At 60.6% G+C, this 21,362-nt stretch carries 21 protein-coding genes; 5 read left to right on the forward strand and 16 right to left on the reverse strand.

The features are described 5' to 3' along the window. Window positions 1–21: 21 nt before the first annotated feature. The 3 genes from GR212_RS21495 to GR212_RS21505 form a co-directional block, all read right to left on the reverse strand. Window positions 22–195 carry a hypothetical protein gene (locus GR212_RS21495; protein ID WP_163989200.1) on the reverse strand — a complete coding sequence of 58 codons (174 nt, stop codon included), beginning with the start codon at window positions 193–195 and terminating at the stop codon, window positions 22–24. A gap of 30 nt (window positions 196–225) precedes the next feature. Continuing rightward, complete coding sequence (locus GR212_RS37555; protein WP_163989202.1) at window positions 226–1,752, reverse strand: amino acid ABC transporter permease/ATP-binding protein; 1,527 nt, start codon at window positions 1,750–1,752, stop codon at window positions 226–228. A 104-nt stretch (window positions 1,753–1,856) separates the two neighbouring features. After that, on the reverse strand, window positions 1,857–2,687 hold the full coding sequence (locus GR212_RS21505; RefSeq protein ID WP_432444388.1) for an ABC transporter substrate-binding protein: 831 nt from the start codon (window positions 2,685–2,687) through the stop codon (window positions 1,857–1,859). Window positions 2,688–2,862: 175 nt separating this feature from the next. Here GR212_RS21505 and GR212_RS21510 point away from each other — a divergent pair, with 175 nt between their 5' ends. Next, a complete protein-coding gene (locus GR212_RS21510; protein ID WP_163989206.1) occupies window positions 2,863–3,933 on the forward strand; it encodes a LacI family DNA-binding transcriptional regulator in 1,071 nt (356 codons plus the stop codon). A 66-nt stretch (window positions 3,934–3,999) separates the two neighbouring features. Here GR212_RS21510 and GR212_RS21515 read toward each other — a convergent pair whose 3' ends face one another. The 6 genes from GR212_RS21515 to GR212_RS21540 form a co-directional block, all read right to left on the reverse strand. Continuing rightward, complete coding sequence (locus GR212_RS21515; RefSeq protein ID WP_163989208.1) at window positions 4,000–4,638, reverse strand: flavin reductase family protein; 639 nt, start codon at window positions 4,636–4,638, stop codon at window positions 4,000–4,002. A 17-nt stretch (window positions 4,639–4,655) separates the two neighbouring features. After that, entirely contained in the window at window positions 4,656–5,810 is a 1,155-nt protein-coding gene (locus GR212_RS21520) for a M24 family metallopeptidase (protein WP_163989210.1), read from the reverse strand. A gap of 69 nt (window positions 5,811–5,879) precedes the next feature. Beyond that, window positions 5,880–7,475 carry an ABC transporter substrate-binding protein gene (locus tag GR212_RS21525; RefSeq protein ID WP_163989212.1) on the reverse strand — a complete coding sequence of 532 codons (1,596 nt, stop codon included), beginning with the start codon at window positions 7,473–7,475 and terminating at the stop codon, window positions 5,880–5,882. Between the two features lie 31 nt (window positions 7,476–7,506). After that, window positions 7,507–9,099 (reverse strand): ABC transporter ATP-binding protein, encoded by a 1,593-nt coding sequence (locus GR212_RS21530; RefSeq protein ID WP_163989281.1) that lies wholly within the window; start codon window positions 9,097–9,099, stop codon window positions 7,507–7,509. A gap of 16 nt (window positions 9,100–9,115) precedes the next feature. Beyond that, complete coding sequence (locus GR212_RS21535) at window positions 9,116–9,988, reverse strand: ABC transporter permease (protein ID WP_163989214.1); 873 nt, start codon at window positions 9,986–9,988, stop codon at window positions 9,116–9,118. Continuing rightward, a complete protein-coding gene (locus GR212_RS21540) occupies window positions 9,988–10,929 on the reverse strand; it encodes an ABC transporter permease (RefSeq protein ID WP_163989217.1) in 942 nt (313 codons plus the stop codon). The genes GR212_RS21535 and GR212_RS21540 overlap by 1 nt, the downstream gene beginning before the upstream one ends. Window positions 10,930–11,132: 203 nt before the next feature. Between GR212_RS21540 and GR212_RS21545 the strand changes: the two genes are divergently transcribed. Then, entirely contained in the window at window positions 11,133–11,831 is a 699-nt protein-coding gene (locus tag GR212_RS21545; protein WP_163989219.1) for a GntR family transcriptional regulator, read from the forward strand. Window positions 11,832–11,973: 142 nt separating this feature from the next. On the opposite strand, the gene GR212_RS21550 is transcribed toward GR212_RS21545, so the two are convergent. From GR212_RS21550 to GR212_RS21560, 3 genes are all read right to left on the reverse strand, one after another. Then, the gene (locus GR212_RS21550) at window positions 11,974–13,068 is read right to left on the reverse strand and encodes an amino acid ABC transporter permease (protein WP_163989221.1); all 1,095 of its coding nucleotides are present in this window, start codon (window positions 13,066–13,068) and stop codon (window positions 11,974–11,976) included. Between the two features lie 2 nt (window positions 13,069–13,070). Further along, window positions 13,071–14,219, reverse strand: a complete 1,149-nt coding sequence (locus tag GR212_RS21555) for an amino acid ABC transporter permease (protein WP_163989222.1) — start codon at window positions 14,217–14,219, stop codon at window positions 13,071–13,073. A gap of 69 nt (window positions 14,220–14,288) precedes the next feature. After that, window positions 14,289–15,317: an amino acid ABC transporter substrate-binding protein gene (locus tag GR212_RS21560; protein ID WP_163989224.1), complete on the reverse strand. Its 1,029-nt coding sequence runs from the start codon at window positions 15,315–15,317 to the stop codon at window positions 14,289–14,291. A 194-nt stretch (window positions 15,318–15,511) separates the two neighbouring features. Between GR212_RS21560 and GR212_RS21565 the strand changes: the two genes are divergently transcribed. Together GR212_RS21565 and GR212_RS21570 are read left to right on the forward strand one after the other, a co-directional pair. Further along, on the forward strand, window positions 15,512–16,204 hold the full coding sequence (locus GR212_RS21565; protein WP_163989226.1) for an FCD domain-containing protein: 693 nt from the start codon (window positions 15,512–15,514) through the stop codon (window positions 16,202–16,204). A 209-nt stretch (window positions 16,205–16,413) separates the two neighbouring features. Next, entirely contained in the window at window positions 16,414–17,166 is a 753-nt protein-coding gene (locus GR212_RS21570; protein ID WP_163989228.1) for a GGDEF domain-containing protein, read from the forward strand. 177 nt (window positions 17,167–17,343) lie between these two features. Here GR212_RS21570 and GR212_RS21575 read toward each other — a convergent pair whose 3' ends face one another. From GR212_RS21575 to GR212_RS21585, 3 genes are read right to left on the reverse strand one after another with little or no spacing between them, the layout of a single operon-like run. After that, window positions 17,344–18,567: a cyanate transporter gene (locus GR212_RS21575; RefSeq protein ID WP_163989230.1), complete on the reverse strand. Its 1,224-nt coding sequence runs from the start codon at window positions 18,565–18,567 to the stop codon at window positions 17,344–17,346. A 3-nt stretch (window positions 18,568–18,570) separates the two neighbouring features. Next, entirely contained in the window at window positions 18,571–19,044 is a 474-nt protein-coding gene (locus tag GR212_RS21580) for a nucleoside deaminase (protein ID WP_163989232.1), read from the reverse strand. A 10-nt stretch (window positions 19,045–19,054) separates the two neighbouring features. Next, complete coding sequence (locus GR212_RS21585; RefSeq protein ID WP_246725851.1) at window positions 19,055–19,648, reverse strand: ankyrin repeat domain-containing protein; 594 nt, start codon at window positions 19,646–19,648, stop codon at window positions 19,055–19,057. 481 nt (window positions 19,649–20,129) lie between these two features. Between GR212_RS21585 and GR212_RS21590 the strand changes: the two genes are divergently transcribed. Continuing rightward, window positions 20,130–20,987: a LysR family transcriptional regulator gene (locus tag GR212_RS21590; protein ID WP_163989234.1), complete on the forward strand. Its 858-nt coding sequence runs from the start codon at window positions 20,130–20,132 to the stop codon at window positions 20,985–20,987. 66 nt (window positions 20,988–21,053) lie between these two features. On the opposite strand, the gene GR212_RS36875 is transcribed toward GR212_RS21590, so the two are convergent. Next, on the reverse strand, window positions 21,054–21,356 hold the full coding sequence (locus GR212_RS36875; RefSeq protein WP_204326695.1) for a hypothetical protein: 303 nt from the start codon (window positions 21,354–21,356) through the stop codon (window positions 21,054–21,056). Window positions 21,357–21,362: the final 6 nt, after the last annotated feature.

Consider the following 21,362-nt stretch of genomic DNA (forward strand, 5'->3'; position numbering starts at 1 on the left):
TCCTGGTTTGCATGATGGTTGTCAGGGTTGTTCGAAACGGCGGCAGTGCCTCGCGCGGAAAAGCGCGTCGATGACCTCCACGCCGCCGCTGGGCGGATCGCGCTCCTCATCGCTGGTGATGCGGCTGCCTGGGCTCAAAGTCTGGGGAGCGATCCTGGCGGTGCTGGGAATTCCCCAGCGGAGCATCTTTTCCATTTGCAGATTTCCTTGCTGCTTTTCCCTCGATCACAGAACTTCCGCCAGGAAGCGGCGAAGCCGATCGCTTTTCGGGGCGTCGAAAATCTCCGTCGGCGATCCGACCTCGACGATGCGCCCTTCGTCCATGAAGACGACCTGGTCGGCCACCCGCCTGGCAAACCCCATCTCGTGCGTGACGACCGCCATCGTCATCCCCTGCCGGCCGAGATCGGCCATCAGGTCGAGCACGCCCTTGACGAGTTCCGGATCCAGCGCGCTCGTGACCTCGTCGAAGAGAATGACTTCGGGATCCATGGCCAGAGCCCGGGCAATGGCCACGCGTTGCTGCTGGCCGCCGGACAGGCCGGCCGGACGATGATCCTTCCGGCCGATCAGACCGACTTCGCCAAGCCTAGCCTCGCCGATACGCCGGGCCTCGCTGCGGGACATGCCCTTGATCTTGCGCAACGACAGCATGACGTTCTCAAGCGCGGTATGGTCGGGGAAGAGGTTGAAATGTTGAAACACCATGCCGACGCGCCGACGGAGCGCTTCCGGCTTCATGGTCAGGATGCTGTCGCCATCGAGAAGGATGTCGCCGCCCTTCGGCTCGACCAGCCTGTTCAGGCATCGCAGCAGCGTCGATTTTCCCGATCCGGAAGGCCCGATGATGCAGGTCACCGAACCTCGCGGGATGGCCAGGTCGACGCCCTTCAGCACGTCGAGGTGACCGTAGCTCATACTGAGGCCACGGATATCGAGCGAGCCGCCGGCAACCTTCTTACTCGCTTCGGAAACGGCCGGCGGCGTCTTGGCCGCCTTCAGCTCGCTGACTTCCACGAGACCGCTCGCCGCGCCCGTCGAATGTCCCTGCTTGCCCATGCGAAGGCGTTGATCGATGTAGTTGACGAGGTGCGTCAATGGAACGGTGATGACGAGATAGAAGATGCCCGCAAGCAGAAGCGGAGAAAGATTGCCGGTGACGACGGCCTGATCCTGTCCGACGCGAAAGATCTCGCGTTCCGAGGCCAGAAGCCCGAGGAAGTAGACAAGGCTCGAATCCTTGACGTTGCCGATGAACTGGTTCACCAGGGCGGGAAGGACGCGCCTGATCCCCTGCGGAATGACGATCAGGCGCATTCCCTGGCCGTAGCTCATGCTCAGCGCCCGGCACGCTTCCATCTGTCCGCGCTCGACGCTTTGGATGCCCGCGCGAAAAATTTCGCCGATATAGGCGCCGGCAATCAGGCTCAGCGCAATGATACCGAGCGGAAATGGAGACGGGCCGAACAGCTCGCGGCCGATACGGGCGAATCCCTGGCCGATGATCAGAATAGTGACGATCGCGGGCAGTCCGCGAAAGATATCCGTGTAGATGCGTGCGGGCAGTCGCAGCCAGCGGGATTGCGATATGCCCATGACCGCCAGGATCATGCCGATCACGACGCCTAAAATCGTCGAGGCTGCGGCCAGAATAAGCGTGTTCTTCAGGCCGACGGTGATCATGCTTGGCAGCACTTCCGCCATGGCGTCCCAATCGAGGAAGCTGCGGCGAAGATTTTCGAGCCAGTCCATCCAATTCCCCATGAGTTATCGCGCGGCGGTTGGCTGCGTCATCCTGCCTTATGCTCCGGCGGGACAGGTTTTCGGCCGCCCGCTTGCGCGGGCGGCTCTACCGGTCATTTCTTGGGAAGATACTGGTCCGGCATGGGCGAGCCGGGGAACCACTTTTCGTAGAGCGTTTTCCAGGTGCCGTCCTGCATGGCTTCGTGAAGCCCTTTGTTCAGCGCTTCCCGGAACGCATCGTTGCCCTTCCTTACGACGAAGCCGGCCGGGGCGTCGAATGAGGGGATATTCACCGCGATCTTGAGGGTCGGATAGCGTTCGCCGTACTGCTTGGCGGCTTCGTAGTCGAGGAAGTGGGCATCCACCGTTCCATTGTTCAGGGCGGCTACGGCTGAATTGTTGTCCGGGAATTTGACGAGGTCGGTGCCGGTGAAGTTCTTGGTCGCATAGGCCTCCTGCAGCGTACCCTGCACGACGCCCAGACGCTTGCCTTTCAGTGTGGCGGCATCCTTTATGCTGCCATCGGCGGTCAGGACGGAGAGATAGCCGGCCAGATAGCCGTCAGAGAAATCGACGGTCTTCTTGCGCGCTTCGGTCGTGCCGATCGCGGCGACGGCAACGTCGAATCTCTGGTTGGCGACGGAGGGCAGCAGCGCGGAGAATTCCTGGCCGGTAAACGTAACCTTCTCCTTGGGGAAACCGATCCGCGAGGCCACGTTCAGGAACAGTTCTATGTCGAACCCCGTGAACTGTCCGTCCGCGGTCGTAAATGTGTAGGGCTTCGCATCTCCCATCGTTCCGACGCTGATCACGCCGGGATCGATGAGGCCATACGGATTGTCGGCGGCGATCGCCGATCCGGAGGCCGCGGCAAGGAGTAGGCATGCGGCAATGCCGGCCCGAACCGGGGTCGTGACGGCCGCCCATAGGCTCTGTTTAAACATTGTCATTCTCCGCTCTGAAAGTTGCTCTTATTGGCACTTCAATCGATTTTGATCGCCGACAGGAATCGGCAATTTCTGGTAAAGATACCGGTCTCATTTAAAAAGAGACCGGTCTCACATCGAATTTGATATAGGTCAATTGACGACCCGTCAATAACTCTTGTAGTCGTGGTGCATGAAAGATTTCGCCCCTTCGAAGCGGCCCGTTACCGTCGCAGACGTCGCCAAAAGCGCAAAAGTATCCAAAGCCACCGCGGCTCGCGTTCTGGGGGGCTATGGCACCGTCAGCGATAAGGTTCGAAGCCAGGTTACGGCTGCCGCGGCGGTGCTGGGGTACAGGCCGAACGAGCTTGCCCGGAGCATGACGACCGGCCGTTCGGGCACGATCGGCGTCGTCGTCGGCGACATCGAGAACGCCTTCTTCAGCCTGGCGGTCCGCGGCATCAGCGACGTCGCGCGAACCGCGGGCTTCAATGTCATCATCGCGAATTCAGGGGAAGAGCTTTCGGCGGAGAAGGCCGCCATCGACCTCCTCATCGGAAGACGCGTGGACGGTCTGATCGTGACCCCCTCCGATTGCGGTGCGTCGGACCATCTCAGCGATGCAATCGGCGTGGGGGTTCCGCTGGTTCTGTTCGACCGTGCGATCCCGGCGCTGCAGGTCGATGCCGTGACGGGGGCAGACCGCGACGCGGCCATGATGGCGACCCGGCATCTCCAGAGTTTCGGACATCGGCATATTGCCTACGTCACCGCTCGGGAAGGCGAGGTCGGGGAATATTTCACCGACGAGAGCCAGCTTCCCGCGACTTCGGTCCTTCGCCGCGTCGAAGGATTTCTTGCCGCACAATCGGCCAACGGCGTGCAGGATGCCCACCGCCTCGTTCGGCTGGGAGCCGTCGACCAGGACCATACGGACGCAGTCGTCGCTCACCTTCTCGGCGGCACGCCGAGGCCGAGCGCGATCATCGCCTCGGACAGCGTCGTCGGCCTCGAGGTGTTTCGCTCGCTGCAGACACGCGGCTTGTCGGTTCCCCGCGATATATCGATAATTTCATTCTTCAACGCGGACTGGACGACAGTCACCACGCCACCCATAACCGTGGTGGACCAGCCGGTATATGAGATGGGAAGACGCGCAGCGGAGCGGCTGATCGCCCGGATCGACGGAGGGGCCGAAGCCAGCCAGCATTTTACCATTCAGACGACGTTGATTTCACGCGGCTCGGTCGGGCAGGCAAGCTGAGACCATCCGGCGGGTTGCGGCTTCGCTCAACCGGCACCGGGTTCCCGCTTTTGGCGTGGCCATGGCCTATGCCAACTTGGGGGTCAGCATCTCGAACCTGTCGCGGATCGTCGAACAGGTATCGCCGCCCAGCCGTGCGATGGAGTCGATGATGTTTGGATCGACATGCAAGCCCTCATCCACTGCGCCTTCATGATAATGCGCAAAGACGATCTCGCCCATGATGATCTGGCGCGATTTGCCCAGCTCCAGCGTGATATGCCTGCGGCATTCGAATGCGGCGGGGGCCTCCTTTATCCAGGGTGACGCAACCATTTTGCCGGGCAGGGCCGTCAGGCCCGCCTCCGCCATCTCGTCGACGCCTCTCGGGTATTTCGCGCCGCAGACGTGCATTGCCTCGGCTATGGCATGCGAGACGATATTGACCGTGAAGACCTCCGTCATCCGGATGTTGTGACCGGTATCCTTGAAGGACATGTCCGGCTTGTTTTCAACGCCGATCGCCACGATCGGCGGATCGGCGGAAAGGCAGTTGAAGAAGCTGAAAGGAGCCGCATTGTATCGGCCGTGTTCATCGACCGTCGTCACCAGCGCGATCGGCCTCGGGATGATCGTGCCGATCATCAGCTTATAGCGTTCATGCGCGGTAAGCCTGGTAAAATCGAAGGCGGTCCTGTCGCTCGGAGCGGCTCGGTTCTCATTCATATGGATAGCGTTGTTGTTCATTTGACACCAAAAACCGCTTCGTCGCCGCTCAGGGATTCAAATCCGCTGGCGGTCAGTACGCATGGCATGCTGGCGCCGACGCAACCGACGCCGTCCTCGTAGAGGCAGGGGGTCACATGGAAGCACATGCCTTCCTCGAGAACGGCATCGAAGTCGCGGCGGATCGCCATGACGTCGTCCTCGCCCCAGCCGGGCGGAAACGAGCCGCCGATGCTGTAGGCCGGGCGCGTGACCATCCATTCGGCAAAGCCACGGCGTTCGATCACGCCTTCGAACAGACGGGCGGCTTCGTGCGCCGTCATTCCGGGGCGAACATGGGCGAAGCCTTCGTCGAGGGCTTCCTTGCACACATCGAACATGCGGCGAACCCGGTCGGACGGCGCTCCGATCGAGTAGAAGCGGAAGATCGGCGTGTGATAGTCGAAGACGGAGGCGGCTGGCTCGATATTGACCAGTTCCCCGCGCGAAATGGATGCCCCGCACCAGGTGACATGGGCGCGAGCCGTGCGCGGGCCTGCGCAGACATTCGCCATCTTTGCCGGCCGGTGGCTGCCGTTGGCGAGCATGCTGTTGGTGACGACTGCTGCAAGCTGCGCATCGGTCATTCCTTCATGCAGCGCCTCGAAGCCATCCCGGCACGATTGCGCGGCGATCTGGCCCGCGCGCCGCAGAAGTTCGATTTCGGCGGGGCTTTTGACGCGGCGCAGCTGTTCGACAAGGCCGGAAGCGTTGAGGATAGCCCCGTTCTTCGGACCAACGAAGCCGCGCAGAGCCGTCTGCACGGTCCCGTATTCGACCGCGATGACGGCTTTGCCGGGCACGAAATCGGCGAGCGTGCGATCGAGGACGGTCGAATAGTCCTGGCCGTCCCGCACGCCGACGCCTTCATCCGCCCAGATCTTGCCCTTGAGGGCCCTGATATTGCTGAGTTCCGTCAGGCGCATCACCCAGATCGCCTTGCCGTCGGCTCGAACGATCAGGGAGGTTGCGCCATGGGCAAGCGATCCGAACCCGGTGAGGTAATACATATTCTCGGTCGAGTTCAGCACACAGGCATCGATGCCGTGCTCGGCCATGAGTTTTCGCAGCGCGTCCCTGCGTGCCAGGTACTCATTGGGTTGGAAAGGCAAGCGGTCGAAGTCGGTCGGCATGTTTCTGCTCGCTGTTGGATGGTCGATCTGATGGCGGCCGGCGTCAGGCCGGCAGTCCTCGGCGTTGCATCAGTCGCTTTTCTTGACGTTCCAGAACACCGGAACATCCTGCGTCGTCAGCACGCCGGAAAGCTTGTTCGAATACGCCACGAAGGTATTCCACTGGCCGAGCGGGATGTGATGCCCGGTTTCGAAGGCGCGTTTGGAATATTCCGCCGCGACGGCTTTCTGTGCGTCGATCCCGTCGGCAAGGGCCCATTTCAGGCGCAGATCTTCAAGCGTCTTGTCGCAAGGCCAGCCGAAAATGCCCTTCTCGCAGGCGGCGGAGAAGGTGATGCTCCAGACCGGATTTGCGACGACCTGTCCGCCGACATAGGAATGAAGGAGGTTCCAGCCACCCTTGTCCGTCGGCTCGGTGGAGTTCCGGCGCTTCAACACGGTCGCCCAGTCCATGGCCTGCACGTCGACCGTCAGGCCGATATCGCGCATTGCCTGCACCGTCACGACCGTTTCCGGATGCACGATGCTCTCGTCGGTCGGGTCGAGGATCACGATCGGCTTGGAAAAGTCCCAGCCGGCTTCCTTGAAAAGCGCCTTGGCCTTCTCGGGATCGGGCGCCTTGAGGGCATCGAGCCCGGCCTCGGTCTCCATCGGGCTGCCGCATATGAAGAAGGAGGCACAGGTCTTGTAGTAATCCGGATTGCCGTTGACCGCCTGGAGGTAGGCCTGCTGGTTGGTCAGGTAGAACATCGCCTGCCGGGCTTTCGGATTGTCGAAGGGCGGCTGCGTGTGGTTGAAGAAAAGCGTGCCCTGCGTGCCGGTCTCGTTGATGACCTGCGTTTTCAGGTTGCCGGCCGCTTCGATGATCGGAAGAAGATCCAGCGAAGGGTTCTGCCAAAAATCGATTTCGCCGCTCATCAGGGCTGACAGGGCCGTCTGCTGGTCCTTGATGATATCCCATTCGACCCGGTCGAACTGCGCGACCTTGCCGCCGGCCAGGCCGCTGGCGGGTTCCGGCCTGGGAACATAGTCGGCGAACTTCTCGTAGACGATCTTGCTGCCGGGGATCCACTGGGCCTTGTCGAACTTGTAGGGGCCTGAGCCGATATATTCGGTGATTTCCTTGTAGGGATCGGTCTCGGCGATCCGCTTCGGCATCATGAAGGGGACGTTCGAGGCCACCTTGCTCAGAGATTCCAGGACGATGCCGTAGGGCTCCTTGAATTCCAGCTCGAAGGTCTTGTCGTCGATGACCCGCATCTCCTTCAGCTCGCGCGCCATCAGCTGCCCGGCGGCATCGCGCGCCTGCCAGCGCTTCAGCGACGCGACGCAATCCTCGGCCTTGACCGGCTGGCCGTCATGCCATTTCAGCCCGTCGCGCAGCGTGAAGCGATATGTCTTCTTATCCGCCGAGAGCTGCATGTCCTGGACCATTTCGGGCTGCGGCTTGAAATGTTCATCGAGCGCGTACAGCGTGTCGTAAATCATGAAGCCGTGCATCTTCACGATATCGGCCGTCGACCCCATGGGATCGAGAACCTGAAGGTCGGCGCTTGGAACGATCCGGAGTGTGGTTTCCGCCCAGGCGGCACCGGCGCCGAGGCTTGACAGCAGGAATGCCGAGGCAAGCAAAGTCCTGCATGAGGCCTTTATCGAGTTGATCATTGTCATTCCCCTTTTTGTTCAGGTCGTTTTCTCAGGCCGGAAGCTTCTGCTCCGCCCTGCCGGGTATCGAGGCAAGAAGTTCGCGCGTGTATCGATGCGCGGGAGCGGCAAAGATCGAGGACACGGGTCCCTGCTCGACGATTTCGCCGCGATGCATCACGATCAGCCGATCGCAGATTTGGGCCGCCACCCGAAGATCATGGGTGATGAAAAGGATCGCCAGATCGAAGCGCTTCTGGATATCGTCGATCAGGCGCAGGACCTGCGCCTGAACCGAGACATCGAGCGCCGACACCGCCTCGTCCGCCACCAGAATGTCGGGTTCCATGGCAAGCGCCCGCGCGATCGAAATGCGCTGCCGCTGGCCTCCGGAGAACTGATGCGGAAAGCGATCCACCGCATGCGGCTCCAGCCCGACGAGCTGCATGAGTTCGCGTGCGCGATCCAGCGCTTCGGCCTGGCTTCGTCCGAAGTTCATCGGCCCCTCGATGATCGATTGGCCGACAGTGCGCCGCGGGTTGAGCGACCTGTACGGATCCTGGAAGATCATCTGCATGCGCTGACGCAAAGTGCGGTCGCCCTGGACCCGCGGCAATTCCACGGTGCCGGATGAAGGCTCGATCAACTGCATGATGCAACGCGCAAGCGTCGATTTGCCGGAGCCGGACTCGCCGATGATGCCGAGCGTTTCCCCGCGTCGAACCGAAAGGGAGGCTCCCTTGAGGGCATGGACGGTTCGGGCTTTGCGAAACAGGCCGCCGCTTCGATATGTCTTCGTGAGCGCCTCGGCCTTGAGAGCGACGTCGCCGGTGACGACATGCCCGTTTCGCTTCGGCTCGAGCGTGGGAACCGAGGCAATCAGCATGCGCGTGTAGTCGGAGGCCGGCGCATCGAGCACCTGGTTGACCGCGCCCTGCTCGATCATCTTGCCGGCTCTCATGACAACCACACGGTCGGCGATTTCGCGGACGACGCCGATGTCGTGCGTGATGAACAGCACACCCATGCCGCGCTGGCGCTGAAGGTCGCGGATTTGCGCCAGAATTTGCGCCTGCGTCGTCACGTCGAGCGCCGTCGTCGGTTCGTCCGCGATCAGCAATTTCGGTTGAAGAATCAATGCGGCTGCGATGAGAACGCGCTGCCGCTGGCCGCCGGAGAGCTGATGCGGAAAGGCGTGATACAGGCTTTCCGGCTCCGGCAGGTGAACTTCCGCCATGGCGGCCAGAACCTTCTCGAAGCGTTCCCTGGACGATAGCGACAGATGGGTCCTCAGAACCTCGTCGATTTGCTTGCCCACGCTCTGAACGGGATTGAGCGCCGTCATCGGCTCCTGAAAGATCATGCCGATGCTGCGCCCGCGCAGCTCCCGCATTTCGGCGGGAGTTGCCCTGGTGATGTCCTTGCCTTCGAACAGGATGCGTCCGGCGGGCTTCGGGAAAACCTTCGGCAACAGCCCCATGATGGATTGTGCCGTCACCGACTTTCCGGACCCCGACTCTCCAACGACGCAGACGATTTCGCCGGCGGCGACCGAGAAGGAGACGTGATCGACGGCAAAGCCGCGATCGCCGCTGCCGGGAAGGGAAATGGCGAGGTTTTCGACCTCGATGACTGGTGGGGTCATTTTCATCGAAATTCCCTCACATCCGTTTTGCGATCCGGGGATCGAGCGTATCGCGCAGCCCATCCCCGAGCAGGTTGATGCCAAGCACCGTGAGAGCCAGGAAAAGGCTCGGCAGGAAGACCAGGCGGGGAGCGACCTGGAAGAAGGTGCGGCCTTCGGAAATCATGTTGCCCCAGCTTGGAATTTCCGGCGGTAATCCCGTCCCGAGGAAACTCAGTCCCGCCTCGATCAGAATGGCCGAGGCGCAAATGTAGGTGCCGAGCACCATCAAGGGTGCGTAGGCGCTGGGCAGGATATGGCGCACGAGGATCTTCGGGGTCGGCGTGCCGACGGAGATGGCCGCCTCGATGAACGGCTCCTCGCGCACGGTCAACACGACGCTGCGAACCAGGCGGACGACGCGCGGGATCTCGGGGATCGTCAGCGCGGCGACGACGCTTGCGATGCCGGCGTGGGTCAGCGAGACGAGAGCGATGGCCAGCAGGAATGTGGGAATTGCCATCAGACCGTCCATGATGCGCATCACCACGGCGTCCACCCAGCGGAAATAGCCCGTCACCAACCCGATCGTGACGCCGGCAGTCAGCGCCACCGTCGCGACGCAAAGCCCGATGAGGATCGAGCTGCGCGCACCGTAGACCGCACGGCTGTAAACGTCGCGCCCGAACAGGTCCGTTCCGAACCAGGCGAGGGCTGAGGGCGGCTTCAGCCTCATGCCCGGCGCGATCCGCGTGGGATCGACGGTTCCGAGGAGGGGAGCAAGGATCGCGGCGATGACGATCGCCGCAACGAGCAATCCGCCGATGAGGATGGACGGATGGGATAGAGGCGCCGGAAGCCAGGGCTTTCGGGAGACCGGGGCGACGGAAGACGAAGCAGGGCTGTTCATCAGTAGCGTACTCGCGGGTCGAGGAAGGCATAGCCGATATCGATCGCCAGATTGACGAGGACATAGACGCCGGAAAATACGAGGATGACCCCCTGGATGACGGGATAGTCGCGCTTCAATATCGCATCCACGACAAGGCGGCCGACACCGGGAATGTTGAAGACAGTCTCGATCACCACCACGCCGCTGATCAGAAGCGCAACGCCGATGCCGATGACGGTCAGGATCGGTATCGCCGAGTTGCGCAGGGCGTGCCGTGTCACGACGATGCGCTCCTTCACACCCTTGGCCCGCGCGGTTCGGATGAAATCCTCGCCCATCATTTCCAGAACGCTTGCGCGCGTGATGCGTGCGATCAGCACGAGATAGGCAAGACCCAGCGTCATGGTGGGCAGCGCGATGTTGGAGAGGAAAGGGAAGATCCCCTGCCGGATGCTGGTGAACCCCTGCACCGGCAACACATGCAGCTGCAGCGAGAAGACATAGATGAGGCAGTAGCCCAGCACGAAGACCGGGATCGAAAACCCGAGGACGGAGATGAGCATCAACGCCCGATCCAGCCAGCTTCCCGCCGTGGCACCGGCAATCGTGCCGAGAGGAACCGCAATCAGGATCGAAAAGAAGATCGTCGTCAGGGCAAGCGAGGCCGTGGGCTCCAGGCGCTGCAAGATAAGATCGGTGACGGGAATGTTCGAGAAGATCGACACGCCAAGATCACCGCGCAAAAGCGAGCCGACCCAAAGGATAAACTGGGTCAACAGTGGCTGGTCCAGTCCGAGGGTCGCGCGGATTCTCTCGATCGTCGCGGCATCGGCATTGTCGCCCGCGATGACGACGGCGGGATCTCCCGGGCTGAGTCGCAACAGCAGGAAAACCACGATGGAGACGATCAGAATCACTGGAATCAGGCTCAGGATTCTCTTGGCGATGAACGATAGCATGCAATAGTTCCCGCTTCTTCTGATTTATTATTGTATGCAATTTGTGCTATTTTATGCATGCAATCTCTGTTTCGTAAAGTGCCATTTGCAGTTCCGCGAAAATAAAGCGGCAAATACCAACCGAAACGGCGGGTCAAAAAAGGCTGGACACACACAATGGTCGTATGCAATTCGAGGAGGAACCCAAAGGTTGGAGATCCGGAATGGCAGACAAAGCGAGCGATGCTGGCGGTGGCCGCTCCCAGGCTGTTCACCGCGCTTTGAAGCGAGCGATTATCGACCAGGCATTGCCGCCGGGGTCGAAGTTGCCGGAAGATTCGATCGGTGAGCGAATGGGTGTCAGCCGGACCCTCGTCCGCGAAGCGCTGGTTCGCCTGAGCCAGGAAGGACTGGTCGAACTGCGCCCGAACAAGGGAGCGGCGGTTGCCCGGCCCAGCCTGGAGGAGGGCCGCGATCTGTTCCTGACGCGCATGGCGCTGGAACGGCTGGTGGTGGAAACACTTTCAGGCAATTTGACGCGGGATCAAATCGACACGCTTTCGGCTCACATAGAGGCAGAGGATTCCGCCAGAGCGCAGCATGCCACATCGATCCGCCTGGCGGGTGAATTCCACACGCTTCTTGCGCAGATGACGAACAATTCCAGCCTCATTCGTTACGTGAACGAACTGGTCGGGCGCAGTTCGCTGATCCTTGCGCTTTACGGAAGACCGCATTCCTCCGAGTGTGCGGTATCGGAGCATCGGGATCTGCTGGACAAGCTGATTGCCGGCGACACGGCCGAGGCAACCGCTCTCATGACCCATCATCTCGATTCCATAACCACCCGCGCCGTCCTGCCCAAACAGGATGACATCAGGGATGTGCTTTCCGCCTATGCCACGGCGGAAGGTCTCGGTTAGGCAATGGTGCAGTCCGGGTGGGCGCTTTGCCGATGCTCGCCGGTCGACGGCGGAGTTCGGCCATTCGCGCACGCCGCCACGGTCCGATCCGTCATCGCAGCGGGCCGATGTCGAGACGGCGATTAAGCCGGGCTGACCGTTCCTAGTCGTGCGTTGTCCTGAAATAGCGCTCCAGAAACCGGCTGTAGCTGCCCATCAATGCGCTGAAGGCGAAATAGACGGCTGCTGCGAAGAGGTAGCCCTCCAGGACCGCAATGCCTTGCCAGGCAGGGTCGCGCATCGCAGACCGCACCGTATCGAGAAAATCGAGAAGACCGACGATGGTCACAAGCGTCGTGTCCTGGAAAAAGCCGATGAACAGGCCGACCAGCGGCGGGATGACTTTCTTCATGGCTTGCGGAAGTACGATTTTGTACATGACCAGCCAATAATGCAGACCCAGGGACGATCCGGCCTCGCTCTGCCCCCTCGGAACATCCTGCAGGCCGCCACGGACGATTTCGGCGATATAGGCGGCGGCGAAAATGATGATCGCAACCTGCGCCCGGACCAATTTGTCGATCGTGATGCCGTCCGGCATGAACAGGGGCAGCATCACCGTGGCCATGAACAGGATGCTGATCAGCGGAACGCCGCGCACGATCTCGATGAAACTGATCGCGAGGATGCGGATGATCGGCAGATCGGATATGCGGGAGAGGGCCAGGAGGATTCCCAAGGGCAGAGCGCAGGCCAGCCCGACGAAGGAAAGCAGGAACGAGAGCGGCAGGCCTCCCCATTGGCTGGTCGGCACGGGCATCAGGCCGAAAAAACCTCCTGCCATGAGAATATAAAGCACCGGCATCAGCACCAGGAACCACGCGCCAAGCAGGGCCCGCCCCCATAACCGCGGCAGCATCGACACCAGGGCGCCGCCGACGAACAGGATCAATGCCAGAAGTGGCCGCCACTGCTCTTCAAAGGGATAGAAGCCGAACAGCATATAGCGCAGCTTGGCGGCAAGAAACGGCCAGCACGCACCCGTGGCGCTCTTGCAGTCGGCCGGCGTTCCGGCGAATGTGGCGTTTACAAGCAGCCAATCGATCACCAGCCTTCCCAGTGTGAACAAGGCGCCGGCGCAGACAAGCGTAACCACGGTGTTGCCTGGTGTCCCGAACCATGTCCGTATCCACTGGGCCTGCCGTCTGGGTGGCCGTTCCGATGCAACGGCGGTCAATTGCAGATCCATATCGGCCATCGTCAGCGCTCCCTCAACGCAATGCGGGCATTGGACCAGTTCATGAGGAGCGAGATCACAATGGAAAGGCCGAGATATACCGCCATGAACACCGCTATCGTTTCCATGGCCTGTCCGGTTTGGTTCATGATGGTATTCGACACCATGACAAGATCGGGATAGCCGATAGCGATCGCCAGCGAGCTATTCTTGAAGACGGTCAGATATATGTTCGTGAGCGGCGGGATCATGATCCGCAACGCCTGCGGCAACACGACCAAACGCATTGTACGGCCGCGTGAAAGGCCCAGCGCCATCGAGGCTTCCCATTGCCCCTTGCCGATGGCTTGAATTCCGGCCCGTACGATCTCGGCTACGTTTGCCGACACGTTGAGCGCGAGGCCGAAGAGAAGCGCCACGAATTCAGGCCGGATCTGCAGGCCGCCGCTCAGGCGGAAGCGACCCGGCTGGGGATTGTCCCAGCTCAAGTTGACTCCGTATACAAGCCAGACCAGCAGGAGCGGAGCGACGGCAACGGCAAACGCAATTGTGCCGCCATAATTGGGTTGTCCGTGAGCGAGACGGCGATGCAATGCAATACGATGGACGAGAACGGCTGCCATCAGCCCGATGACAATCGCAGTCAATGGAAGAGCAAATCCATCCGCTGCCGATACGGCGGGAACGGCAAGCCCGCTGTTGGAAAGATAGACATGCGGAGCTATTTCCAGCGCCGCACGAACCGGTGGCAAGACGTTTATGACCAGCGCATACCAGAAGAGCAGATACAGCAACAAAGGAACGTTGCGCAGCAGCTCGACATAGACAAGCATCAAGCGCTGCAGCAATGGATTGCGCGACATTCGCCCGATACCAACGAGCAAGCCGATGAAGGTGCCAAATAGTGCCGATAACAGCGAGACTTTCACGGTATTGGCGATGCCGACCAGCAAAGCACGCGCGACAGTGTCGCTTGGCTGGTAGTCGATCGCCGCTTCGCTGATGACGAAGCCTGCCTGTCTTGACAGATAGCCGAAGCCGGTCGCGATATCCTGCTTGGCCAAATTCTGGCTCGCCGTCGTGAACATGGACCAGCCGAGGACGGCGACGAGCGCGACCACCAGGCACTGATAGAACAGCGCGCGATACCTCACATCATGAAGCAAGGTCATGCATTCTTCCGAAAATTCGAGGGCCGGGGATGTCCCGTATTCGGAATGCCGAATACGGGACCGGTTTCCTTAGCGGAAAGGCGGGGCATACAGCAGGCCCCCGGCATTCCATGGCGTATTCGGACCGCGCGTCAGACCCAGGCGAGTCTTTTCGCCGAGATTGCGGTCGAAGATCTCACCGTAGTTCCCGACCGAGTTGATGATGTTATAGCCCCACTTCTTGTCCAGCTTCAGCATCGGACCGAGCTCGTCCGTCGCGCCGAGCATGCGCTGGATTTCCTGGTCGTCGCTTTTCAGCTTTTCGTCGACGTTGCCCTGGCTGATGCCCTTCTCTTCGGCAGCCATCAGCATCCAGATGGACCAGGATACGATGTCCCGCCAGTTGGAATCGTTCTGCCGAACTGCCGGCGCGAGCGGTTCCTTCGAAATGGTTTCGGGAAGAACCACGTAGTCGTCGGGGTTGTTGGCAACCGCTCGGATCGAGGCCAGGTCGGAACGATCGGAGGAAATGGCCTCGCAACGGCCGCTGAAGAAGGCGGCGCGATTTTCGTCAGGGCTCTCGAATACCACCATTTCGAACTTGGCGCCTTGGGCTGCAAAGAAATCGCTGAGATTTTGAGCCGTGGTCGTTCCGGGCAGGGTGCAGATCGCGGCGTCTTTCAGCTCCTTGGCGCTGGTGATCCCCAGTGATTTCGGAACCATCAGTCCCTGGCCGTCGAAAAAGACGTAAGGGCCGAAATCGAGGCCGAGCGAGGCATCGCGGGAAAAGGTCAGCGTCGTCTGCCGGGACAGGATGTCGATCTCGCCGGACTGAAGCGCCTGGAAGCGAGTATTGATGTTGGTCGGAACAAACTCCACTTTTTCGCCGTCGCCAAACACCGCCGCGGCGACCGCGCGGCAGATATCGGCATCGAAGCCTTCCATCCGCCCCTTGTCGTCCGGTGCCGCGAAGCCAGGGTTGGCAAGCGATACGCCGCATACCACCTTGCCGCGCTGCCTTACCGCATCGAGCGTGTCGGCTCGGGAAATCGTCGGAGTCAACATGCCCAGCGTGGCGAACGCGCAAGCGACGCCAGCCCACAAGATCCCATATTTCATAAATTTCCTCCCCATTTTCAGATATGCGCGACGCCATGCTCCCCCGCACGGTTAAACTTCGCACACATTGGTTGTATACAATGAAAGTATACGTAATACAACATCGCGTTTTGAAGCCGCGCTGATATTCTTGTAAAGGTTGGGCACGGCAGTGATTCTGTTGCCGCCGATGCCGGGGTGGGGAATTGACAGACGTGGAAAAAAAGCCGAGCCGCGCCAATTTTGTGTACAATGCGTTGCGCGAGGCCATTCTCGAGCAGGCCCTCAAGCCGGGAACAAAATTGGCCGAGGACATTATCGCGGAGCAGTTCGAAGTCAGCCGCACGAGTGTCAGGGCCGCACTTCAGCAGCTGCGTGGCGATGGGCTCGTGGACATAGAGGCCAATAAGGGCGCATCCGTTGCCGCGCCATCGGCAGAAGAGGCGCGGGACATATTTTCGCTGCGGCGCATGCTGGAAGCCGAAGTCGTTCGCAGGCTTGCCGGGCAGCTCAGCAAGAAGGAATGCGACCGGCTTCGTGCCCACGTTCGATCCGAGCAGCAGGCGAAATCCAGCAATTCGTCTCTGTCCATTCGTTTGACGGGTGAGTTTCACATACTTCTGGCGGAACTCACGGGCTCGCCGTCGTTGACCCGCTTCGTGCGCGAGGTGGTTTCACGCTGTTCCCTCATTCTTGCCCGCTTTGCCCGCAACCATTCAACGGAATGCGCTGTGGACGAGCATGAACGCATCATCACGGCCCTCATGTCCGGGGATGGCAAGGCGGCCGAAGAGTTGCTGCTCCATCATCTGGATTCCGTGGCGGAGCGCGCCGATCTGCGGGAAGTCCCTTCGGACAGCAACATGGTCGATATTCTCAAGCACTACGCCTTGAGACGGTCGTCATAGCAGCCGTCGCAGCGATGGAGTGAAAGTAGGGCAGGCACTGGCGGCTAAGCCGCTTTGCAGCCTTCCGGAGTTTCTATCCGGTGATCCAGGCAAATCTGCCGGTGGGGCAATCCTTTCCGCAAATGAATGGTGTTTTACGTATTCGCGTAGAGGATCTTAAGGAAATCATAGCTAATGGACCTGGGTGCAATTGATCCGGCGGTTTTGCTATGCGCATTGTTCTGATCAAAGCCGTTTTGACCGGCTTCCTATCTCTCGCGGCTTCCCTGGCGATCTGCTTCAGCATCGTTCCTGCTCTCGGCGGCCAGGTTGATGGCCTCGGGTTGATGATGGCCATCCTTTGCCCGCTGACCATAGCGATCCCCGTTTCCGCCTTCCATTTTCGTCAGTCGGAAAAGCTTCGGAGAGCCGAAGCGCGGGCAGCAGATGCGCTCTTGCGGCTTGCCAGCGCCTATGAGGAGCTACGGCTGCAGTCACGGCGCGACGGGCTGACGAATGTTCTCAATCGCCAGGCCTTTCAGGAGGATCTGGACGGCTTCGGCAAATCGGGCATGTCGGGAGGTTTGCTGTTTCTCGATCTCGACCATTTCAAGTCGATCAACGATCGATACGGGCACGCGGCCGGCGATGAGGTTCTGCGCTGTGCAGGTCAGGTGCTGAATGCCCATTGCGGTCGCGACGACCTCGCGGGCCGCCTGGGAGGCGAGGAGTTTGTGCTTTTCTTTGGCGGACTGTCGGCCGAAGACATGCCCGAACGCTCCGAGGCGATCAGGCTGGCCATCGCGCATCTGGACGTTCGCGTGTCTTCCGGAGCGATCGTGCGCGTTTCCGTAAGCATCGGCGCGGTATGGTGCGAAGCAGGCTTCGATGCCGAAAAGTGTCTCGATGCCGCGGACAGGAATCTCTATGCGGCGAAGGCAAACGGCAGGAATATGGTTGCATTCGCCGCTTCCGACGCGTGATAGGGACCGGTGAAACTCAATCTGAAGGGCTCTGGAGCCTTTCCGCCTTTCTTCGAACTGCGAAAACGCTCCATCCTTTTGTTTTCACGCAATGCCGGACGGAAAACCGTTATGCACCTTTCCTGGAATTGATCGAGGACATCGAGCGTGGAGGGGCCGGCTTCCTGGTGAATGGCGCTACGCGATGCATTTCGGATCGCGTATCGCGACCTCTTTCGTCATCGGCAGCGCCTTTTCGTAGGTGTGTGGAGCCAGCCGATACGTCAGTACCATGACGATCATCACGTTTGTCAGGTGGAGCATCCAGCCAGCCTGGTAGCCGCCTGTCAGATCATGCAGAACTGCGACGATCCACGGCGGAATAGCCGCGATCAGGAAGCCGCCGCCCTGCATCAGGGCCGACAAGGCCCCGGCGTGCGCGGGGACCGCCAGATGGTCGAGCGCCACCACCATCGACAACGCGAAACAACCGCCGAGCCCGGCGCCGATCAATGCGGCCCAGACCGAGGGCGCAAGCTGTGGCCAGAACCCCAGGCCCGCAAAGCCCGCCGCTTGAAACAGGAGCGTCAGCCATACCCACTTTCTGCGATCGCCGTCCCGGCCGATCAGCATGGGAAAGAACAGCGCCGACGCGGCCTGGCATACGGCCATGACTGCGAGCAGGCTTCCGCTTGCGGGGCCGCTCCATCCTTGTGCCTGATAAGACGGCGCCAGCCATGCGACGGCGGAAGAATAACCACCGTTGACGAGCCCGAAACAGGCCATCAGGAGCCAGGTACGCGGGCGCCTGAGCAATCCTGAGGCGACATTCCCGGCCGGCCCGGATTGGTCATCCGATGGCAGATAGACCCATGCGAGAAAGACGGCGACCACGGCGGGGATGGCAAGCCACGCGAGGCCCATGTGCCAGTCGCCTGTCGTGTCGGCGATGAGCGGCGAGACTTTTGCCCCGAATGCGCCGCCGCCCATCAGCATCGAGGAGTAGAGGCCCATGACGCGGGCGGCGTTTGCCGGAAACATGCGTTTTATGACGCCCGGGAATACAGCCTGCACGATTGCGACGCCGAAACCGATCACCGCCGCCGTTGCCACCAGCGCCCAGCCCGAGTTGGAAAAGAGACGCAGGACCGATCCCGTTCCCAGCACGGCAAGCGCCGCGATTATCGACCGGCGTGCGCCTATTCCGCTTTGAAGCGAGGGGCCGACGAAGGCGACGAGCCCCATCAGGATCATCGGCACAAGCGTCAGAAGGGACATGCCCTGCAGCCCAAGGCCGGTTTCCGCCCGGATATCGGCGGCAAGCGGCCCGATGCTGGTGATAAAAGGCCTCAAGTTGAGTCCGATGATCGCAACGGCCAGCAGAAGCGGGCCCGTGGAAGTTGGCAGGGTGGTCTTTTCCATAATTTAAGCTCGGGTTTCCTGCCGGCGCTTCCAGTCGGCGTAGAGGTCGGGCCGTGATTTCAAGCGAACCGCGACATGATCGATTTTCATCGACTGCTCGGCGAAGGGCTTGGCCAGATCCTCGTAAATCGCTGCGGTCGAAAGGCCAAACGGCGCGCCGTCATCATTGGAGTAGGCATAGACGACCCGATCTATGCCCGCCAGCCGCATCGCCGCCATGCACATGGGGCAGGGGTGGCCGCTAGCATAGACGGTACATCCCTTAAGGCTGGCTGACTGGAGCTTCCGGCTGGCGAGGCGGATGGCGGTCATCTCCGCGTGAGCCGTCGGATCGTTGGTGCTGAGGATTTCGTTGACGCCGGTTGCGATGACATTGTCGTCTTTAACGACGAGAGCTCCGAACGGACGACCGCCCTGTTCGGAATTCGAGTAGGCGAGTTCGATCGCTTCGCAAAGGAATGGCGATTCCTTGTTCATGGTGGTCTCTTTATCTTGCGCCGGCTTTGAGGAGAATGTCGGCGATTGTCGCGTAGCCGCGACTGCGGGCGAGCTGGAGAGGCGTCGCTCCTTCACCGTCGGCAAGATTGACGTCGGCCTTCGCATCGACCAGGGCTTGAACGATCTGCTGATGCCGTTCTCCGCCATCGCTCAAGATGATGGCCTCGATCAGGGCGGTCCAGCCGAGGTTGTTGACGTGGTCCACATCGACGCCCGCTTCGATCAACGCTCGAACCGTCTCGACATGCCCGCGTTCCGAAGCCGGGATGAGGGCTGTGCCGCCGAACCGGTTCGTGCTTTTGAGATCCGCACCATGGCCAAGCGTCATCTTCAGAATTTCAAGATGGCCGCGCGCTCCGGCATACAGATAGGGGCTGTCCAGGATCATGTCCTTGGCGTTCACGTCCGCGCCGGCCTCGATCAACGCCTTGGCCGCCTCGATATTGTTTTTATGTGTTGCCACCAGCAGCGGGGTTTCGCCCGATTTGTTTCGCGCATCGATATCCACGCCGCCGGCAAGAAGTGTCCGGATCTCGCCGATATCATCGCTGGAAGCCGCCGCAAATAGCTTTGCCTCGCTCATTGTCCGTTCCGATGCAAAAAGCGGAGTAACGATAAATGTCATGAAGACCATAACGCTGATAGCGAGTCTTCTTCGCACCTATCATCTCCTCCTGTTTTCAATAGTGTTTAGGGGGCGGCGGCCGATACGCCGCTTCAACGTGCCTTTGGGCTTATCGACTGCCGCGATTGCCAGAACCTCGGCAAAGCCGCATTGCGCAGGCGGCAGGAAACATCGGTTTCGTCATCACAACTCTCTTGATTGTCATGTTTGCGTGCGGCCCGATTGTCCTGAACAGATAGTCCGGCTCGAGGGGCTGGACTCGCCTGGTCGCAGCTGGGCGGCGCGGGAGCCGGCTCGAATGTAGGTGAAATTGCCGACATTCTGAAATTAAATGTTTCCATAGATCATATTCATATTGTGCATGATACAAGGATAGGATGTGGATGTGAAAAGTTCGGATAGCATGTCGCAACCCGATCATTCGAAGGTCTGATGGATTATGTTGGATCAACGCCTGTTGCGCGCCTTTGTCACCATAGCGGATACCGGAAGCTTCACCGCCGCCGCCGAGCGGCTGCACATGACCCAATCGACGATCAGCCAGCAGCTCGGCCGTCTCGAGCAGGCGGTCGACCGCGTCCTTATCGATCGAACGGATCGACCCGTCAGGGCGACGGAGGCAGGCGAGCGGCTTCTAGGCTACGCCCGGCGCATTCTCTCTTTGCAACACGAGGCTGAAACGCTGCTTGCCGATCCTGCCGGCACGGCCGCTATTCGTATTGGACTTCCAGACGACATCGTCACCTTGCCGATGAGCGAAACCTTCGCGTCCTTTTCGGAAGCGCATCGCGAGATCCGCCTCGATGTGACGACCGGTCTCAGCCGTGATCTTACCCGACGCTTTCGCACTGGGGAGTTCGACATCGTGGTCGTCAAGGAGACGACGGCAAGCGCCGATCATCGGGCGAGCTTTCCGGAGGCCGTGGGCTGGTTTGAAAGTGCAAAAGCGCCCCGCATCTGGGTCGATCCCATTCCGCTGGTCGCTTTTTCCGTGGGTGGTCTCTATCGTGAAACGATGTTCGAGCGTCTGGAACGTGAACGCCGCCGCTTCTATGTCGCCTTTACCAGCACAAGTCTCAATAGCGTGCTTGTTGCCGTCGAAGCCGGCCTTGGCATCTCCCTGATTCCGATCAGCACGGTCAAGGACTATGATATCCGGCCGGCGGGGTTTCTGGGTATGGAGACGGCAATGGTCACGTCGATCTACTCCTGGGAGAAGACCGGCCGTGTTGCCGAGCTTGTCGAGCTCATGTCCGCGGTCCTGGCCGAGCGTTATCAACTCTCCGCACGATCATGATCGCAGACGGATGAAAAGCCGGAGCATGGCTCCGGCTTTCTGTGTATTTTATCGTCGCGTCGATGCTTAGTTGTTCAAGGCGCCGCCGATGATCGCACCGAGTGCAAATGCGGCTGCAGGATACCAGAGGCCGTCGCTGTGGCGACGATAGCCGGGCCGCCGATCGCGGTAACCCTGATAGCCGTGATAGTAACCGCGCACGTCCTTGCCGCGATGCGGTCCCCATCCGGGACGTCCGGGTCCGTGCGGGGGAGCGTTGCGATGCACGTCTCCATGACGGTCATGGTGGCGACGGGGCCATTCCTGCGCATTGGCAAGAGGCGCTGCGAGCGTTGCAGCGGCAACGACGGCAATGAAAATCTTCTTCATCGGTAC

The sequence above is a fragment of the Martinezella lusitana genome (assembly GCF_010668395.1).
Taxonomy (GTDB): domain Bacteria; phylum Pseudomonadota; class Alphaproteobacteria; order Rhizobiales; family Rhizobiaceae; genus Rhizobium; species Rhizobium lusitanum_A.

Excerpts from the sequence above, each read along its gene's own strand:
- GR212_RS21495 (WP_163989200.1), bottom strand. The coding sequence starts at position 195 with ATGGAAAAGATGCTCCGCTGGGGAATTCCCAGCACCGCCAGGATCGCT.
- GR212_RS37555 (WP_163989202.1), bottom strand. The coding sequence starts at position 1,752 with ATGGACTGGCTCGAAAATCTTCGCCGCAGCTTCCTCGATTGGGACGCC.
- GR212_RS21505 (WP_432444388.1), bottom strand. The coding sequence starts at position 2,687 with ATGTTTAAACAGAGCCTATGGGCGGCCGTCACGACCCCGGTTCGGGCC.
- GR212_RS21510 (WP_163989206.1), top strand. The coding sequence starts at position 2,863 with ATGAAAGATTTCGCCCCTTCGAAGCGGCCCGTTACCGTCGCAGACGTC.
- GR212_RS21515 (WP_163989208.1), bottom strand. The coding sequence starts at position 4,638 with ATGAATGAGAACCGAGCCGCTCCGAGCGACAGGACCGCCTTCGATTTT.
- GR212_RS21520 (WP_163989210.1), bottom strand. The coding sequence starts at position 5,810 with ATGCCGACCGACTTCGACCGCTTGCCTTTCCAACCCAATGAGTACCTG.
- GR212_RS21525 (WP_163989212.1), bottom strand. The coding sequence starts at position 7,475 with ATGATCAACTCGATAAAGGCCTCATGCAGGACTTTGCTTGCCTCGGCA.
- GR212_RS21530 (WP_163989281.1), bottom strand. The coding sequence starts at position 9,099 with ATGACCCCACCAGTCATCGAGGTCGAAAACCTCGCCATTTCCCTTCCC.
- GR212_RS21535 (WP_163989214.1), bottom strand. The coding sequence starts at position 9,988 with ATGAACAGCCCTGCTTCGTCTTCCGTCGCCCCGGTCTCCCGAAAGCCC.
- GR212_RS21540 (WP_163989217.1), bottom strand. The coding sequence starts at position 10,929 with ATGCTATCGTTCATCGCCAAGAGAATCCTGAGCCTGATTCCAGTGATT.
- GR212_RS21545 (WP_163989219.1), top strand. The coding sequence starts at position 11,133 with ATGGCAGACAAAGCGAGCGATGCTGGCGGTGGCCGCTCCCAGGCTGTT.
- GR212_RS21550 (WP_163989221.1), bottom strand. The coding sequence starts at position 13,068 with ATGGCCGATATGGATCTGCAATTGACCGCCGTTGCATCGGAACGGCCA.
- GR212_RS21555 (WP_163989222.1), bottom strand. The coding sequence starts at position 14,219 with ATGACCTTGCTTCATGATGTGAGGTATCGCGCGCTGTTCTATCAGTGC.
- GR212_RS21560 (WP_163989224.1), bottom strand. The coding sequence starts at position 15,317 with ATGAAATATGGGATCTTGTGGGCTGGCGTCGCTTGCGCGTTCGCCACG.
- GR212_RS21570 (WP_163989228.1), top strand. The coding sequence starts at position 16,414 with ATGCGCATTGTTCTGATCAAAGCCGTTTTGACCGGCTTCCTATCTCTC.
- GR212_RS21575 (WP_163989230.1), bottom strand. The coding sequence starts at position 18,567 with ATGGAAAAGACCACCCTGCCAACTTCCACGGGCCCGCTTCTGCTGGCC.
- GR212_RS21580 (WP_163989232.1), bottom strand. The coding sequence starts at position 19,044 with ATGAACAAGGAATCGCCATTCCTTTGCGAAGCGATCGAACTCGCCTAC.
- GR212_RS21585 (WP_246725851.1), bottom strand. The coding sequence starts at position 19,648 with ATGAGCGAGGCAAAGCTATTTGCGGCGGCTTCCAGCGATGATATCGGC.
- GR212_RS21590 (WP_163989234.1), top strand. The coding sequence starts at position 20,130 with ATGTTGGATCAACGCCTGTTGCGCGCCTTTGTCACCATAGCGGATACC.
- GR212_RS36875 (WP_204326695.1), bottom strand. The coding sequence starts at position 21,356 with ATGAAGAAGATTTTCATTGCCGTCGTTGCCGCTGCAACGCTCGCAGCG.